The sequence below is a fragment of the Paenibacillus motobuensis genome (assembly GCF_039521865.1).
Lineage (GTDB): Bacteria > Bacillota > Bacilli > Paenibacillales > Paenibacillaceae > Fontibacillus > Fontibacillus motobuensis.
Genome location: NZ_BAAACX010000006.1, coordinates 16486 through 34219, shown reverse-complemented (window position 1 = coordinate 34219; position 17734 = coordinate 16486). Strand labels below are relative to the sequence as shown.

The following is a 17734-nucleotide window of genomic DNA, read 5'->3' as shown; positions in this document are numbered from 1 at the left end:
CTTTTTGAACTACCTTTATAAATTTTGAATTTGTTGAAAATAGACATCCATCTGCTTGAAACTCATCCAAATTAGCGGAATGACTAAATAAGCAAAAATCAGAGAATACATCGGCGCAAAACCGATCATCCGGCCCATTTCGGCCTTCATATCCAAATCCTTCTCATAATCTAGCCGTCTTCGCTCAAACTGAAAGCCCATCTCGCTCTTTAGATCATCAAACGCTTTTTTAATTGGTATTTTCTCTTCCGCCTGAATCAAGTGCTCGATCAAACGCTGGAACTCCTCCAACGCAGTCTCATCCTTCAATCCCATAAGAGCCTCTTGGGCTCCAGCACTGTAATGAGCCAAGCATTTCTCAATCGGAGCTCTAAAAATAACGGCATAGCTGTACAGCCATTCCAATATCGCTTCCACCGAGATACGTTCGAACTCCCTTAAAATCATAATCATCGTCTGGAACTGGTACACCTCATGTCTCATATCTGTCAGCCTTAATCTGCGCTGGAATCGAAGCGTCCAGATCGGACTGTAATATCCGAGCATGGATAATACGAGGGTAAGCATGACCTCCCACCATTTCCAATATTCAGCTTGATATCGATCCAGCTTGTCCATGATGCGCTGCGTAATCGCAGTCGTCTTGCCTTCGTCCAGCTTCAAACCGACCTCCTTCGCTGCCGAAGTAACGATTTGGGCTATAGCTTCATCATCCGCCGCTACGGACATCCCTGGACTCCGCAGGACCTGCCGGTCCACCTCAACCATCTCTTTGGCATCCTTCGCTTCTTCTTTCGAGAGGGAGCCAAGAAATACATAGCTTGTCGGCGGCTCAGCGATAATCCATTCCTTACTCTTCCAATGCGTCCAGCTAATCGAGCACACTACGACGAACAGACATCCAACAAAAATAGCGATTCGTCTTACCTGCAGCAATTCAACACGCAGGGTCTGATTCGTATCCTTAAGCAATTCGGCGATGTGGTCATAACGAACCGAGCCAGGCGGTGGACAGAACCAGCCTACGATCACTCTTACTACCTTCCACCGATAGGCCTTCGCCTCCCAAGAGGAAATATCCGAGCCTGCGCGATAGGCTGTAGCCTCCTCACTTTTTAATTTCTGCAGAAGGATATAGCTGATCAGTATAATAATGAATAGACCGATATGAATAGAGATTCCGAGCTTGCTCAAATAAAACTGATCCATCAGCGGAAAATTCCGCCGTGCCCAAAGCTCGATCGGCTTCGTGAAGAAAATAGGAGCTAATGCAATTAGGCTGAGCCCTTTTAGTAAATAATCAAGCTTATTCCTACGCATCAGTTCAAGTTGAATCTCCCCGGTCAGGCTGGAGATCCCTCGCAAATATAGCGACCCCTGCTGTTCATCCTTGCGGTCCCCGTATTCCATGATCAGCCGGGAGATCGAAGCAAATCCCTTCAGGAAGCGATTCGGCGCCGTCTCATAATAGCGGTCAAGCTCTTTATCCGGTTCAGCTGAAGTCAGAGCTTCATAGATCCTCTCCCCATGCCTGACGATTTCCTCACTCGAGCTCTCATTCGCCTCATCGATCGCATCCGCAACCATTTCATGAGCATGATAGGCATGTCTAACTGCAGCGAACCACTGCAGCATTTGCAGCAGCAACTTCTTCTCCAGCCTTCCGACATAACCTTCGAGCATGAGCCCATGAATAACGGCAACGGTAATGATGACAGTGAGAAAGAACAGCACGTTCGGATGCATCAAAGTCAACAAGACAATCGCCATCCCGGATATACCCAGTAGCATATATACGAGCTTCATCGTCTGTCGCCTTAATTCGAATTCATCCGAAGTCTGCAGCAGCGAAATACGGCCGCGAACCTTAAGCGCATATAACCGCAAAGGCGGCACTTTCATCGATATGGCATAGGATCGTAACAGCAGATTCGCCACGACTGACTTCAATCTGGACAAGAATCCTGGCGTTGCGGCCGCTGTATCCACTGCTATTCCGAGCTCTCCTGCCTTCTTCTCTTCACGCCTTCGAATCTCTAAAGCGATCAAGTATACTCCGCCAAATAATAGAAATGATATAAATGCGATCCACAACAAGACCGATTTAAGCTCCAATCTGCTCCCCCCAATACTGAGACAGAAATTGCTCGAAACGGAGGGCATCTTCCGGAAGCATCTCACGCCGCATTTCATTACGGCAACGATCTGTTATCGGTTGAACGATCCGGTATTCACCATCGATATATTCGACAATCGTCCTTGCCTGATAGGTTCGCTCCCCGGTAAATATATCGGCTTCACCATCGCTCTGGCGGCTGCACTCTGTAATCCGTTCGATATAGCGATTGCCATGAATATCTCTGCGCAAATGGATGTCAAAGTCAATCACCCCGGCGACCTGTAGTTCAGCAACCCGTTCATCCCGGAAAACTCCCGTCTTCAATAATGAGTTCCGTAATGAATCGACCAGATCAGGGAAAGTCTTGGCATGATGCGTGAATACGGTAAAGAGACTAGCTACCTGTGCCATTTGAATCATCCAGGAAGCGACCTCATCCGTAGCCACCTCACCGAGAATATGCACCGTCCCATCTGTCTTCTTCTGCAAGTCAAGGCCAGCCTGTCCACTTACATATTCCGTCTCCCGGAAGCTGAGTATATTTCTAGCACTATACAGCTTCCGCAGATTCAACTCGAAGGACATCTCCTGAACACGCAGTGTGTAAGATGCATAGATGTGTTTAACCAGCGCCATTAATAGCGTCGTTTTGCCTGAGCCTTGTGACCCCGTAATTGAAGTGATTCGACTACCCTTCATTAAATATTTCAGAAGCTGAATAGGAATTTCTGCGCCATGCCCTTGTATTAATTGTTCGAGCGCCGCTCCTTGGGTATCGAATTTACGGACGAAGAAGGCCCACGTCTCTGTAAACGGAGGCCGGACAACGACAACCCGGGAACCATCCTTCATATCGTTCACCTTAAATCCACTGGCCTCTGACAATTGACCTGGCAAATTGTATTTATATATATTTTGGCAGATCCTCCTGAGCTCGAACTCGCTGCCGAAGGATAAGAAAGGAAGCCTAATGCTCTTGCCTTTATAAAATATCCACACGCTCTCCCATACCCGGGAGACTTCTCGCCCATCTTCGTCCAATGGGGTACTAGGAACAGTTCCAAACCCGGCTCCGTTAACATCGGTCTGTTCATTACCCAGCTGACCAGATTCAGATATTCCACTTACTCCGCCGCTTACTCCATCGATTCGCTGCTCCAGAATACTGTCGACTACAGAGAAACCCTTATACGACTGATAAACGCGCTGAACGACGATATCCAGCTTCTCTTCGAAACTTAGCTGTCTGTATTCCCTACCGAAGCAGTAATCAATATCCTCGCCGCTAATTTCGTACATATATCCCTCCTCTTCTTCGTTCGTCTGCTTCGGTGCGTCGAGTTCGTATTCCTCAATCAGAACCGACAGCGCATCGTCACCATATCTTTGGCGATAAAGATAGAAAATGATCTCGAACCGATCCTGGTGAGTCAGCCTGACAGGCTGATGAAAAGGGATAATATGTTCGATGCTCTCCTCCGTGACCCCGTATCCTTCAAACAGCAAATCGCGGATATAGGATTGAACGAATCGCTTGTCGCTTCGGTCCCCATAAGTACATCCCCGCAGCGCCTGGCGCAATTCTGTTCTCGCTTTCACTTTGCGGGCCCAAGTCTCCTCTCCCATCCCCCACTGATTGATCTTGTTGCGGCTTAATTCATGCAGCTGAAACTTCACATAGGCGATAAGATCGGGCAAGCTATAGCGTTCATGGGTCACCTTGCTCGTAAATTTATGTTCAGACACCGCTCTGGCCCTAAGCCAGACAAGAAGGAGCGCCAGAAGGATAATCAAGGCAATTCCAATCCCGTTCGTAAGTCGATCCATTGCTAGGCCCCCTTGTCATCAGATAGGGATGACGAAGGTATATATCTGTCTGACATAGCGGACATTGCGCCACCCATCTGTTGAAGAACTTCCAGCAACGTCCCACGCTTTGCTCCCATGCGGCCAGGCAGTTGTATTCGACGAAAATACCGGAGCAGGTCATGTTCATTCCAAGCATCAGCGAAACCTGTATCATAAGCGATGCCATACAGAGGAATCTCACAGCCATAATACCGTCTGATATTCGCAATATTCCATTTGGCCTGGCGATCGTAATGGCGGAGGATGATGCCTTTTACCTTGTTCTTTGCTACCTCAGAGCAGGAACAGTAATATGCAAAAAATGGGTCCAGTTCGGTTCGATTTTGTTGCAGTACAGGTAGCAGCAGCGCCTCCTCTGTTTCGGCAACAGGCATCGTCAAGCCTCTCCGATGAAGGAATACAAGCTCATACACATCCTCTGCAACCGCATATAACTGCTGCAGCGCAACGTCTACCTGATTGCCCAACCCTCCCCTTGCACCAGGGATGAGGTCAAGACGACTATTAATCAGCGGTCTTGTATAGTCCGCAAAGTTATACCGTGATAGGCGCCGATTTATAAGAAGCCGCAGCAGGGCTTCCGTTCCGGTCTCTGTAATCTTTGAACCATCTCTAACAGCTATTTCGTCATATACAGGAAAACCCTGCTCGACTCCCTGCCCTGCATCGTCTTCATTAATCAACAGTATGCGCCGCCTCTGATAGAGCGAAGTAACAATGGCTATGGCGGCTGCAATATCTGGAGCACCGTTATAACCGTAATCCCAAACAACAATTCGACTCATATGACCCTCCTTCTTGCGCTGCGCATTGCCCTTTTTGCATCCCTTCTTGTCCATCCGGTTAACTGTACGGTTAGAGATATCAGGGCTCTTCTAAAAGAGCGGGTGATTCTATGAATATGCAGCATATGCTCATGCCCGTTCTCATAATGGATTGCCGCATTAAACTCATTCCAGGGAATGCACGCAACATACGTATCCCACTCTATTGGTAAATCCTCTGCCAAACTCATCATGTAATTTGCGGTCAAATAACTCTCCACCGTCCTTATTAGAACAGGATGAACACGGACTCCCGTAAGTTCAGGATCCGAACGAAGCCATTGTCTGAACCAGTCCGCACTTCGTTCCACCTCATAATGATCAAAGGTGGTCACCCATATGATCTGATCCAATTGCGAGCAGAGTCCTACTGTCTCTGGCTGATCCAGTTCATAATCATACAATACATAATCATAGCTCTCGTCCCTAATATGGATGGATTCCAGCAATCCTGTTCCTTTTTCCGAAGCTTCTAGCTCTCCATTTGTGATATCGAAGCCACAGAACTCAATTAGCGGTAAAGCGCCCTCTCTATTACGGGCAAGATATTGATATTTGCTCTCGACCGTTCGATCTACAAGCAACACACGTTGTCCGGCCGCAGTGAGCAGCTTGCATAGGTAGAGAATAAGCTCCCGCTTATCACTCACACCGGCAAATAACCAACGTTTCATTCGATCCCCTCCTATAGACCTGGACATCCCATCAATTCGCCCGATTACTGGTTCTATTACTTCCCAGCATCGAGTACAAATGAATCGTTCTCCTCTTGCGAGGTGCGGACGAATGTAGAAGAAGATTTCTGACTCATAAATTCAGCCGCACGCTGCGACGTCACCGATGCCAAATCTCCTTCCAGACCCGCTCTTATTGATGCAGTTAGCGCGTGCTCCGCCATATCTATGATGTTCGGATCCTTGCGGATCACCTGAAGCACAGCCTCGCTCGGCGGATACGTTGGTATCGCTTCCCGCTGCAGATACGGCTCCACATACTTAAGTGCATAAATAGAGGCCTTATGTAAATAAGCGTCGACGATCCCGCTGGACAATAACAGAATCTCCTCTTCATTGAGGGTCGACGTCACTATGCCTGGAGCGAGTGATTCAACCCGCTTCTTGGACAGCAGGATATAATCCTGTCCGGTTGGGAACTGAATCCGAATGTCGACGACATCCTTCTGCTTCAGTTCACTTGGCAGCTGGATGAAACCCATCTCACGATAACGAAGATCGTCAGAGACTGCCCCCTCCTCAAATAACAAGGAGCCGGTAAGCAGCGTATTGGGTGCGACCGTAATTTTGGCGGCCTTGCCGATGATATCTTCAGAGGTCTTTAACCAATCACCCGGAACGCTGTTCACGGGCAGGTCAATCGAAGCCAGATCCTGTCTTGTAATGCGTTCTCCAGCGGGGATTTCCCGTGATAAAGTCCAGCCGGTGACAACATCACTGGAAGCCTGCTTCAAGGCAGATATCTCGCCCTCATACTGCTTCGTAATAGACGTCCGCATCTGCTCCATTTGGCTAGAGGAATGGAGGGCATACCCTACGAAGGCAACTCCGACCATTCCCGCACCGACAATGCCAGCATAAATAAATTGCCTTGTTCGTTTTCTAATCATCTATTCTCACTTCCCCTTGATTACTTTTTACTCGACAGCCAGAATCCACGTTTGACCGGGCGTATGCCTTGAGGCAGTACTTCACCGCATGCCTGTAGCAGTGCCATCTCCATGGCCTGTCCAGGAACGAACGGATTACTGTCAGCTGGCAGTGTAAAGACCTGCTTCGTATCCAATGATTTCTGCAGCCTGTTAACGTCTGTTCCCGCCGCAAGCGGAAGACAGTATATCGGCGATCGCTTGATCTGTCCCGGAGCATTAGTGGAGAACAGTTCCAATTCATCGACCCTCCACGCAACAGCTGAGCCTACCAAAATCGCCAGATCCGCCCTAACAAATTCCTCAAGCAAATCCTTGCGCCTGCTGGAACCAAGATCACAGATGAGGAAGGTATAATCCTCCGCGAATAGATCAAGCATCTCAACGCGTGAGTTGGTTCTTATATAATCAACTCCTTCAATACGGGCACGTCGATTGGGTAGCTGTCTGGAATGCCTCCCCTCCGCCCCCAGTCTGTGGAGAATCCGTTCGAACGCCGTTGCCCGGGGATCAAGCTCCAGTACAGCGACTCTTCGGGAATATCTGGCCAACGAATGTGCTAGTGAAACCGCTGTATGCGTCGCCCCGACTCCCGGACCTGCCCCCATCACGGCGATAACGATAGAACGGCCAGGGGCAACTCCCCCTGCTTCCTCAGCCCGCACTCCGCCTCTGACTCTAGCACCATCAGCTTGTGGACGCTCGAGCAGCTTGGATAACGTAGCACCTGCTTCCTGTGCCGTCTGGAAACGCTCCTCTGGGAGGCTATGCAGCAATTTCTCAATAGTAGGAGCAAGCCGAGAAAACCCATTCTTAGCAAGCAGAGCCATGGCCTCTGACGTGCATTCTGTATACTTGCAATGAGTTCCCAAATATAGCAATACCGCACCCAAAGAATACAAATCCGCCCTTCCATCACTCTGACGACCACCATATTGCTCTGGGGCTGCAAATCCAATCGTCCCCAGTTTGATCGTATCCTCAAGTCCATCGGGCCTAAATTTGCGGGCAATGCCGAAATCAACAAAACGGATCTCGCCCTTACCGTCGATCAACAGATTCGAGGGCTTCAGATCGCGATGAATAATCGGCGGTTTGCGACTGTGCAGATAATGCAACCCTTCGCAAATCTGCACTCCAATCCCGATCAGCATTTCCGGCTTGAAGCTTCGGCCTAGCCTTCGCACATGCTGGTCAAGATGAACCCCTTCGATGTAGTCCATGACAAGATAAGAACGGCCTTCCGAATCACTGGACCAGAAATCGACGATCCGCGGCAGGCGATGGTGATTCATCGCAATCAGTAGCGCTGCTTCTTCTTCCAATTGCAGCTCTCTCGGCAGACGAGCCGTCATCTCCTTGATCGCCCACAGCTTCCCTGGAAGCTTCAAATCCGCAGCTAGATACACATGGCTCATGCCGCCCTGTCCGATCAAGCGCTCGATCCGGTATCGTCCCGCTATAACATCTCCTTCAGCAAGCATCGCGATATGCGGCAAGCGATAACCTCCTTTGCACACAAAAAGGGAAAGCAATCACGTTCATCTCGGAATAACCGAGACTAAACGGGATGCTTTCCCTTTTGTTATTAATGTATAATTTTGGAATCAGTATATCATAAACTCACAAGAAGTAAAGCTCTTTTTTTAGAGGAACTTTAAAAAGAATTAATTCATTGCATTAATATTTAATCATATATAACGTGATTTCATCACGGTTGTGGAACAGCTGTTTTGCACGCTGAACCTGCATTTGCGCCGCCTCAAATAGTGATATGACTTCCTGAATAAGCGCCATTGGCTTCTTGCTCATCAGCTTGACTGTAACTACTGCCGTTCCACCCGGAACGAGTGCATACAGCAAATCGATGACCATTTTGGCCGTCTGCTTCGGATTCCAACTCATGTCGCATACGAGCAAATCGAACTCTCCATCGCGGAATTTAACGCTGTCTGCATTTTTACGGATATGAGTCAGCTGCGGTGAAGCCAATATCGATGGATGCATTTTCGCCGGATCAACCGCCGTTACCTTAAGACCTCGCTCCAACAGGAACGAAGACCAACCTCCCGGGGCAGCCCCGATATCAAGCGCCTCATGAAAAGCCGAAAAGTTAATATCAAAAACCGATTCTGCTTCCAGCAGCTTGAACTTCGCCCGCGAAATCTGCCCATCCTCACGCTGGAATCGAATCGCTCCGCCATTCCAGTCTGATAAATTCTGCTGCGGGGTAGAGATTCCCGCCAGAACTTGATCTTTACCAATGAATACAGATATGATCCAATCGGCATCTCTCACCACAAACTCAGCTCCGAGTTCATCCAGCCGCGTCTGAAGCATGTCTTTGAGCGACACGGCACTCTCCTGCCATAATGCACTCTCGGATTTCCGTGGCTGAATAGCGACCTTTGCTCCTTTTAATCGCGCATCATCCAAAAGGTATTGAACAAGTTCATTCACCCAGGCTTGGCCTGAATTCTCTTCGTTAATCGTCCACTGCCAGCCTACCTGAAACATATGACGCAAAAATAGCGGCTGCACCTCAGCAAGCTGTCTCTCAATTTCTTGTGAATCTTGTGGTAGAGTCACCAGTAGAACCTCTCCAGGCACAAGTACGGTACTCTTAACCGAGCCAAATAATCTACGCAGTTCCTCTTGAGCGTAGGGAGCAAATCCATGATTCGATGTGCACACATATCGTGCCGATGTAATGATCTGCCCCCCATCTGCATTATCTTGTATGTGAATATTCAAGTTGTGTAACCTCTCTTACTTTCCAGCACGCTGTTCTTCCTGATGCGCAATAGCATCCAGACGCTCGAACGGAATCGGGCAGTTATGCAGCACGACGTGCTCCGGTTTATTTTGATACAAAATTTCGTACATGCTCTTCTTGCCGCACATACTTGAAGTGTGTAAATAGATTTCACGGGGATACAAACCCTCTCTAGCGATAGCAACGGCCACCTCGGTACCGGTTTTCTCATCTGGGCCCATATCATGATCCAGCGATAAAATATCAACTTCAGTCAATCGCAGCAGCTCAATGCATTCTTCCACCGAGCGTGCTAATGTAAACCCTTTTGGACATCGTCGAAAGTCGTCCATATATACATGAATCACGTTATTCTTCCTTTCCGCTGTTATTCCAGCACTAGCTCTCGGCCCATCGCTTTATCAGCTCCATATCCTCTCTATACGTTCCATCCGCTCCAGCAGCGGTCTCTAAAATAAACGGTACATGCCTGATGGCATCCATCTGCAGTAACCGTCTGAAACCTGATTCTCCTATATAGCCTTGCCCGACCCTGGCATGGCGGTCCTTGCGAGAATGAAGCGGGTACCTGGAATCATTCAGATGAACGACCGAGAGAGCTTCCCAGTACCCAAGCCGCTGTGCCTTAGCCGCAAATTCATCATCTTCCTCCCCCATCCACATTCCCGCAGCAAAGGCGTGACAGGTATCAAGGCAGAACCCAATCTGCTGCGGAGAATCGCATAGCTTGCGAATCTGAACCATCTCTTCAAGCGTCATTCCCATGTCTCCATGATCCCCCGCCTGGTTCTCGATAAGCAGCTTGGCCTGGCCTTGCCAATTTGCAAGCACTTTATTTATACATTGTATAATATTTTGATAACTTTGTAAGGGGTTTCCAGCCTTATTTGTGCCAAAATGAACTACTATTCCGACAGAACCGCATGCTTCGGCGATTTCTAGATCGTTCCGCAGCGATTCTACCACCCTTTGGAATAGTCCATCCCCGTTACCTGGATCAGCGGCCAAATTGCTCGGATAGGGCGTATGTGCCACTGACACGATATGATTTGTGAGACAAAGCTGGCGGCAAGTCTCAGCATCTCGTGCATCAAAAGACTTTACCGACAGACCTCTTGGATTTTTGGGAAAATACTGAAAAGCCCCTGCTCCCATCTGCAGCGCCGTCTTCGCGGCACCGGAATATCCGTAACGAATGCTGAAATGTCCGCCGACTTTAATCTCATCGATCATGCTGACAACCCGGGCTGTAGAATACTTTACGCCCGCCCATTTCTGTCTTTACGATCTGATCTCCACAGCGGGAACAAGTCTCCCCGCCCCGATCGTATACCTCACAAATATCATTGGAACCGCCCGTCAAGGTATCCCCTTTAATAACAGGCATCTCCATATAACCTCCGGCTTCAGTCGCCTTAACCAGTACTTCACACATCGCATGGTACAGACGCGAGAAGTCTGCTGCATCGAAGTTCTGCAGCTTGGCTGATGGCCGCAGTCCAGCGGCAAAAGCGATTTCATCCGCATAACAGTTACCGATCCCTGCGATAATATCCTGATTAACCAAAGCTGACTTCAGACTGCTGCGCCGATTCTGTAGAAGGCTGATAAATCTCTCTTCGTTCATTCTCCGTCCGAGCGGCTCCGGTCCCAGATGCGCCAGCACTTCTTCCGCTTCCTTGGCACTGAGGATATGTAGATATCCAAGTCTTAATCCCATGAAATATAGCACAAGGTCAGAACCGAAGGTAATCTCAATCTGAGTAGTCCGCTCCGGACGATCCTCGGATGAGCCCAGATACAATAGTCCGCCCAGCATCAGATGCAGCAACAGACGACGTCCATTATCTAAATGGAACAAGAGATGTTTCCCACGTCGCTCTACAAACACGACTTGTCTGCTCAGCAGCTCGGAACTGAAAGCTTCCGCCTCTACGTTAATTGATTTCTCACGGTTAACCGTCACGGAAGTGATCGGTAAATCTAAGATATGCTGTGATAGTTGTACTTTATAATTTTCCATTTCCGGTAGTTCCGGCATGGCTCATCTTCCCTTCATTCTCATGTTAGAGGTCCCATTATTTAATTCATCTCTCCGCATACCAGCTTGTGCACCTCATCCAGATCCCTACAGATCACATCAGGCTGAATTCCTGTGCTGGTAACATACTTCTCCAGATTGTGCTCGGTAGTCACGCCAGTTAGGGTCAGAATCGTGCCACATCCCGCATTGACCCCTGCCGACATATCTGTCAACATATTATCTCCAATTACTGCGACCTCTTCATTGCGAAGGCCCAGCCTGTCGATTGCAAATTTCATCAAGATCCCCGACGGCTTACCGATCACTACCGGTTCAACGCCCGATGCCGCTTTAATCGCCGCAGCGATAGTACCTGCCCCAGGCATTAGTCCTTCCTGGGAAGGCAGCTGCAGATCGGGGTTAGTCAAAACATAGCGCGCACCGCTCGCAATCATCCGAGCCGCCTTCGTTAATTTCTCATATGTAAAAGAACGGTCAATCCCCTGAACCACCACATCAGGATGCTGCACATCACACTCTATTCCCGCTTCACGTAAAGCCTCTAGCAGTCCGTTCTCTCCAATCGGAGCCACTTTGCTGCCCGGATATTGCTCAGCGATGTACTGCGCCGCAGCTACGGCCGAAGTGCATACATGTTCTTCATCAGCAGGGATCCCCATCTTCTGTAAATGAGCAGCAACTTCTGCTGGTGTCCGTGAAGAATTGTTCGTAACGAACAGATAAGGAATGCCAGCAGCCTGGAGATCTGATATCAATCGGTCCGCTCCAAGTATCATACGGCTTCCGTGATATAAAGTTCCATCTAAATCTATAAGATAAGCCTTCCAGTCGGCTGTTAATTTGCTCATCGTTTTATCCTCCTCTGTATCAAATATCATTGTACATGGAAAACAAAAGGACAAGCAAATTCCCGAACAATTCGCTGTCAAAATAAACAGTAAATGGGCTGTGATCCTGTCAAACTATCGTGTTATCTCGTCTGGCCGCGTCGAACAAAATCGAAGTCGATCTAACCCATTTCTTAGATTTAGCAAACCTTGCAATCGCCTGTCAGATCCTGCGCTTTCCCGGAAAATAATTCATCAGAGCGATATTTCCCGCCCTATTCTTCCCCATCAGCACGTACTACCGGGTAAATCACATGCTCACTTGCCAGCTCAGCATTCGCGAAGGTTTGCTTCGCTTCAACAAGCAATCGGTGAAGCTGTTCCTCGGATTTATATCTTGAACTGAAATGCGTTAGATAGAGCTGCTTCGCACCTGCAGCCTTTGCCGCTTCGGCAGCCTGCTTCGCGGTGCTATGATGATAATCATAGGCCGTCTGTGCCAATTCATCGAGAAAAGTGGATTCATGAACCATAACATCGGCTCCCTTTGACAGACTGATCGCAGCCTGACATGGACGCGTATCCCCAAGGATCGTGACGATTCTGCCTTGCTTCGGACGACCCAGCACTTCATCCGGCGTTATTGTTACACCATCTGGAGCCTCCACGCTCTCCCCCCGTTTCAGCTTGCCATATAGCGGACCTGGCTTAATGCCGTGACTGGCAAGTATAACAGAATCAAGCTTACCCGGGAGGTCCTTCTCGATGACTCGATAGCCATAGCTCGCGATCCGGTGGTCCAGCAGTTCGGATTCGACGCAAAAGGTCTCATCCTCGAACAATTCCCCACCTTCATGTTCGACGATATCAAGTCGATAATCAATTCTTGATTCACTAATATTCAGTGAGGTCGTTATATATTGCTTTAACCCCGGTGGGCCATAGAGGGTCAACGGTGTATTTCCTCCCTGATAGGCCCTACTCGAGATAAGCCCTGGCAGTCCAAACAGATGATCACCGTGAAGATGCGTAATGAAAATCTTCTCCAGCTTACTAAGCTTGAGGGGCGAGCGAAGTATTTGATGCTGGGTACCCTCTCCGCAATCAAATAACCAGAAGCTGCGCCGTTCATCAAACAGGCGGAGTGCTAGCGATGTTACATTTCGCTCCAATGACGGAACCCCAGCATTTGTGCCCATGAAATATAATTCCATGACTCTAACCTCCTTAAGGCTTATAGCCCTTCAAATTGCCCGAGAACCCTCCGTAGACCGGAGGGTTCTCGCTATTTTATCCTAGGCTTTATCTACATTAAAGTATTGAGCCTGAGGATGAGCAAATACCATGGCAGAGACGGAAGCCTCCGGCTCCATCATAAATCCTTCAGTCAGCTCAACACCAATATCCTCCGGCTTCATTAGCTCGAATAACGGGCCTTGATCCTCCAGATTCGGACATGCCGGATATCCGAAGGAGACTCGAATGCCTTGATATCTGGCTCCATGACGTTGCTTCATCGTCATATCCTGCGGGTCTGGGAAGCCCCAAATATCTCGCATAATATGATGCACCCGTTCCGCAAGTCCTTCTGCCGTCTCCAGAGCAACAGCTTGAAGCGCATGCGACCGCAAGTAATCTCCACTGTCCTTCCAGTTCTCAGACAATTCACGTACACCTTGTCCAGCCGTAACGACGAGGAAACCTACATAATCCATAATACCACTGTCCACAGGCTTCAGAAAATCCGCCAGACATAAATACGGTTCAACCTGTTGTCTCGGGAAGCTAAAAGTTTTGAGGACTTTGCTGTGATCTTCCGGATCATACACGATAATATCATTGCCTGACGATTGAGCCGGGAAGAACCGATACATTGCATTTGCCCGAATAATACCATCACGGGCAGCATGCGCTAGAATCTCGTCCACCGTCTCCTTCAATTGTACGGCCTTTGGATCGCCCTTGGCGAGCAGTTGCTCTACCGAGCCTCGTAATCCCAAATGATGTCCTAACAGCATTTGCATATTAATATATGGAATAATGTGCTGAATCGGATAATCTCTTAAAATGTGACGATCCAAATCTGGTGGCTGATATACTGGCACATCTAGCGATACTTTTGAGCGTTCAACCCGGGTTAGCTGTGGCAGTGGAGCCTTCTCGGCGACCTTGGAATCCGCTTCTTTCTCCACTTCCATCTCCAGCCTCATCTTCTCACGCTGTTCCTTATCCATAAGCTTGTTGGCCAGATCGAGCCCATCCATCGCATCCTTGGCATAGACGACAAGCCCATTATACTCGGGACGAATCCGTGTCCGCGTGAATTTGCGTGTCAGCGCCGCTCCGCCGACCATGATCGGCACATCGATTCCCGCTCCTCGCAAGTCTTGTGCCGTAGCAACCATCTGCTGAGCCGACTTGACGAGCAGACCGGATAGTCCGATCGCATCGGCTTTCTCCTCCCGGTAAGCTTCAATAATACGCTCCGGTGGTACTTTTATGCCCAAATTCACGATCTTGTAACCGTTATTGGAGAGAATGATCTCTACCAGGTTTTTACCGATATCATGGACGTCGCCCTTGACGGTAGCCAGCAGAATCTTGCCTTTGACAGATGTCTCATTCTTCTCCATGAAGTTCTCCAGGAAGGCTACTGATGCCTTCATGACCTCAGCGCTCTGCAGCACCTCCGCCACGATAAGCTCATTGTTGTTAAACAGGCGTCCGACCTCTTCCATTCCGGCCATCAGGGGACCGTTGATGACCTCAAGCGCGCTGTAGCGATTCAACGCTTCCTCCAGATCGGGAATCAGACCTTCCTTCGTACCCTCCACAACGTAAGAAGCTAGCCGTTCCTCAAGCGACAGATTCACTGCCTTTTCCTTCTTCTCTACCTTCTTGTTGCGGAAAGCAGCGACAAATGCAGCCAAAGTCTTGTCATTCGTATTATAGATCAGCTCTTCAGCTAATTTACGTTCCTCCTCAGGAATCGAAGCATAACGTTCCAACTTCTCGGTATTTACAATCGCATAATCTAGCCCTGCCTTCGTACATTCATACAAGAAGACAGAATTCAGTACCTCGCGTCCCGCTTCCGGCAAGCCGAAGGAGACGTTACTGATTCCAAGTACTGTATGACAAGCAGGCAGTTCCTGCTTAATTAGACGAATACCTTCGATCGTCTCCTTAGCCGAGCCGATATATTGCTCATCCCCCGTCCCGACCGGGAAGACCAATGGGTCAAAAATGATATCCTCCGCAGAAAGGCCGTACTTATTCACAAGCAAATCATGTGAACGCTTGGCAACTTCTAGTTTGTTCTCTCGCGAGATCGCTTGCCCTTGCTCATCAATCGTGCCAACGACAACCGCTGCCCCATATTTGTGAATAAGCGGGGTTACGTTCTCGAATTTTTCTTCACCATCTTCAAGATTAATGGAGTTAATTATCGACTTGCCCTGACAGTATGACAGAGCGAGGTCCAGCACCTTGGGATCCGTCGTATCGATCATTAGCGGTACCTTCACCTTCTTGGCTACAAGCTCCAAGAATAGCTTCATATCCTGGGCTTCGTCGCGATCCGGATCTTGGACACAAACATCAATTACCTGAGCTCCATTCTTCACTTGAGCACGGGCGATCTCCGACGCCTCCTCATATTTCCCCTCTACAATAAGGCGTTTGAACTTGCGCGATCCAAGTACGTTCGTTCTCTCACCAATCATATACGGACGGTTGTCAGCTTCAACATAGACTGGATCTATACCGGATAATGCCGGCGGATGCTCGCCGCTAATCGTTCTCGGTTCGAAGCGGCTCATCTTATCTGCCATAGCAGCAATATGAGCAGGGGTCGTCCCACAGCAGCCACCTGCGATGTTCAGCCAGCCTTGCTCAGCGAAGCCTGCCAGCTTCTGGGCCAGCGAATCCGGAGATTCGTGATAATTACCATTCTCATCGGGCAGCCCGGCATTTGGATAGCAGCTTATAGCTGTTCTGGCCATATCGGACAAGGTTCTGATATGATCACGCATGAATTCTGGTCCGGTAGCACAGTTGAGTCCAATCGAGATCGGCTTCAAATGCTCCAGCGAGATATAGAATGCTTCGATATTCTGTCCAGCCAGTGTCGTTCCCATCGGCTCGATGGTACCGGATATCATGAGAGGCAGTCTTATTCCGGACTTCTCATAAGCTCGGGTAAGTCCGATACTCCCCGCCTTCACATTTAGCGTATCCTGCGATGTCTCAAGTAGCAGTACATCGACACCAGCCTCGATTAATGCCAGCGCTTGTTCCTCATAGCTATCTATAAGCTCGTCAAAAGTGACTCCACCTGTAACCGATAATGTCTTCGTCGTGGGGCCAAGAGCACCAACGACGTAGCGCGGATGTTCCGGCGTGCTATATTTATCAGCCGCAGCAATCGCCAGACGCGCAGCTGCCAAGTTAATCTCGCGCGCTTGGTCCTGCAACCCGTATTCAGCAAGGACTATGGAGGTGGCGCCGAATGTATTCGTCTCGATTAGATCGGCTCCCGCTTCCAGGTATTGCTCATGAATATTCTGAATTACATCCGGACGGGTGAGCACAAGCATTTCATTACAACCATCCAGGTCTTCCCCGCCGAAATCGGCCGGAGACAGGTCCTTCTGCTGAATCATGGTGCCCATAGCCCCATCGAGGATTAATATTCGTTCTTTCATTCTGGACTCTAGACTTGGTTTACTCATGTTCAATCCCTCCCGCAAAACGTTAAGTTTTAGTGTATCAGAAGTCAGCCATTAAGAAAAGATGCAAATACAAATCAGAAAGTACGCGCCATGACTGATCTTAGCACTGAATTTCAAGCGTCGATCCAAACGCGGCTATCACATAGCAGGATGTATTTAACTCTATAAAAAATTAATTAATGAACAGGTAATCGCATCAAGGTAATGAGAATTAAAAACACGAATAAATTTTATGAATATATAAAAAATGTTCGTGATTATTTCGTTCTGATTAATAAGTAAAAAGCCAACTCTACACTTCGATCCGTCGAGCAGAACTAACGTTAGGCCTCTGTTCCCATTTGTAGTTCTGGACTTCGCAGTGACAAATATGCAAATCAGAGAAGGACATAAAAAAACTGCCCTTCGTAATGAAGAGCAGCTCTCTTGACATAACATTTGCATCCTAGGCCTTACTCAAAAACTGTAAATTTCTCTGATGGCATCGAATGCTGATCTCTGGCCGTAACATGGGAGATGACTTGATAGTTGCCTGCCTCTTTAAAGGTCTTCTCCAGTACGTAGGTCCCCTCTCCAGCACTCTTGACGGTTAACTTACTATGCTGATCTTCGGCATCCCCGTCCTTCCAAATCTCAAACATGACCTCTTTGGCGTCATCCACCGTCTCCCCTTGTTGCGTTACCTTGGCCTCAAAACGAACCTTCTCGCCTACTTGAATCTCAGTTGGATTCACTTGAAGCCCCACCTGAATAGGTTCCATAGCCATGTTGTCTGCATGATTGCCGGATTTCTTATCTCCGCAACCACTGATCACGATGAGAACAAGCGCGAATATCAGAACACTCCAGCTTCTTCTTCGCATGCTATCTTCCTTTCTC

Annotated in this window: 14 protein-coding genes; all 14 read right to left on the bottom strand. The window is 48.7% G+C overall.

The features are described 5' to 3' along the window. Positions 1 to 15: 15 nt before the first annotated feature. The 14 genes from ABD014_RS03965 to ABD014_RS03900 all read right to left on the bottom strand — a co-directional run bounded on the left by ABD014_RS03965 (position 16) and on the right by ABD014_RS03900 (position 17718). On the bottom strand, positions 16 to 2115 hold the full coding sequence (locus tag ABD014_RS03965; protein ID WP_343857738.1) for a hypothetical protein: 2100 nt from the start codon (positions 2113 to 2115) through the stop codon (positions 16 to 18). Beyond that, positions 2105 to 3946: an ATPase, T2SS/T4P/T4SS family gene (locus tag ABD014_RS03960; protein ID WP_343857735.1), complete on the bottom strand. Its 1842-nt coding sequence runs from the start codon at positions 3944 to 3946 to the stop codon at positions 2105 to 2107. The genes ABD014_RS03965 and ABD014_RS03960 overlap by 11 nt, the downstream gene beginning before the upstream one ends. A gap of 2 nt (positions 3947 to 3948) precedes the next feature. After that, the gene (locus tag ABD014_RS03955; protein ID WP_343857732.1) at positions 3949 to 4773 is read right to left on the bottom strand and encodes a hypothetical protein; all 825 of its coding nucleotides are present in this window, start codon (positions 4771 to 4773) and stop codon (positions 3949 to 3951) included. Then, positions 4770 to 5486 carry a hypothetical protein gene (locus ABD014_RS03950; RefSeq protein ID WP_343857730.1) on the bottom strand — a complete coding sequence of 239 codons (717 nt, stop codon included), beginning with the start codon at positions 5484 to 5486 and terminating at the stop codon, positions 4770 to 4772. Before ABD014_RS03950 ends, ABD014_RS03955 begins: the two co-directional genes overlap by 4 nt. Before the next feature lie 56 nt (positions 5487 to 5542). Then, positions 5543 to 6436: an SAF domain-containing protein gene (locus tag ABD014_RS03945; protein ID WP_343857728.1), complete on the bottom strand. Its 894-nt coding sequence runs from the start codon at positions 6434 to 6436 to the stop codon at positions 5543 to 5545. Between the two features lie 20 nt (positions 6437 to 6456). Further along, positions 6457 to 7974, bottom strand: coding sequence for a serine/threonine protein kinase (locus tag ABD014_RS03940; protein ID WP_343857726.1), 1518 nt, complete (start codon positions 7972 to 7974; stop codon positions 6457 to 6459). Positions 7975 to 8155: 181 nt separating this feature from the next. Then, the gene (locus ABD014_RS03935; RefSeq protein ID WP_343857724.1) at positions 8156 to 9229 is read right to left on the bottom strand and encodes an SAM-dependent methyltransferase; all 1074 of its coding nucleotides are present in this window, start codon (positions 9227 to 9229) and stop codon (positions 8156 to 8158) included. A 15-nt stretch (positions 9230 to 9244) separates the two neighbouring features. Then, positions 9245 to 9598, bottom strand: a complete 354-nt coding sequence (locus tag ABD014_RS03930; protein ID WP_343857722.1) for a cyclic-phosphate processing receiver domain-containing protein — start codon at positions 9596 to 9598, stop codon at positions 9245 to 9247. Between the two features lie 31 nt (positions 9599 to 9629). Then, on the bottom strand, positions 9630 to 10484 hold the full coding sequence (locus ABD014_RS03925; protein ID WP_343857720.1) for a deoxyribonuclease IV: 855 nt from the start codon (positions 10482 to 10484) through the stop codon (positions 9630 to 9632). Further along, positions 10474 to 11292 (bottom strand): Fpg/Nei family DNA glycosylase, encoded by an 819-nt coding sequence (locus tag ABD014_RS03920; RefSeq protein WP_343857718.1) that lies wholly within the window; start codon positions 11290 to 11292, stop codon positions 10474 to 10476. Before ABD014_RS03920 ends, ABD014_RS03925 begins: the two co-directional genes overlap by 11 nt. A 41-nt stretch (positions 11293 to 11333) precedes the next feature. Then, complete coding sequence (locus ABD014_RS03915; protein ID WP_343857716.1) at positions 11334 to 12143, bottom strand: TIGR01457 family HAD-type hydrolase; 810 nt, start codon at positions 12141 to 12143, stop codon at positions 11334 to 11336. A gap of 254 nt (positions 12144 to 12397) precedes the next feature. Then, positions 12398 to 13336 (bottom strand): ribonuclease Z, encoded by a 939-nt coding sequence (gene rnz, locus ABD014_RS03910; RefSeq protein WP_343857713.1) that lies wholly within the window; start codon positions 13334 to 13336, stop codon positions 12398 to 12400. Between the two features lie 81 nt (positions 13337 to 13417). Next, positions 13418 to 16855 (bottom strand): methionine synthase, encoded by a 3438-nt coding sequence (gene metH / locus ABD014_RS03905; RefSeq protein WP_343857709.1) that lies wholly within the window; start codon positions 16853 to 16855, stop codon positions 13418 to 13420. 452 nt (positions 16856 to 17307) lie between these two features. Beyond that, positions 17308 to 17718 carry a FixH family protein gene (locus ABD014_RS03900; RefSeq protein ID WP_343857706.1) on the bottom strand — a complete coding sequence of 137 codons (411 nt, stop codon included), beginning with the start codon at positions 17716 to 17718 and terminating at the stop codon, positions 17308 to 17310. Positions 17719 to 17734 lie beyond the last annotated feature (16 nt).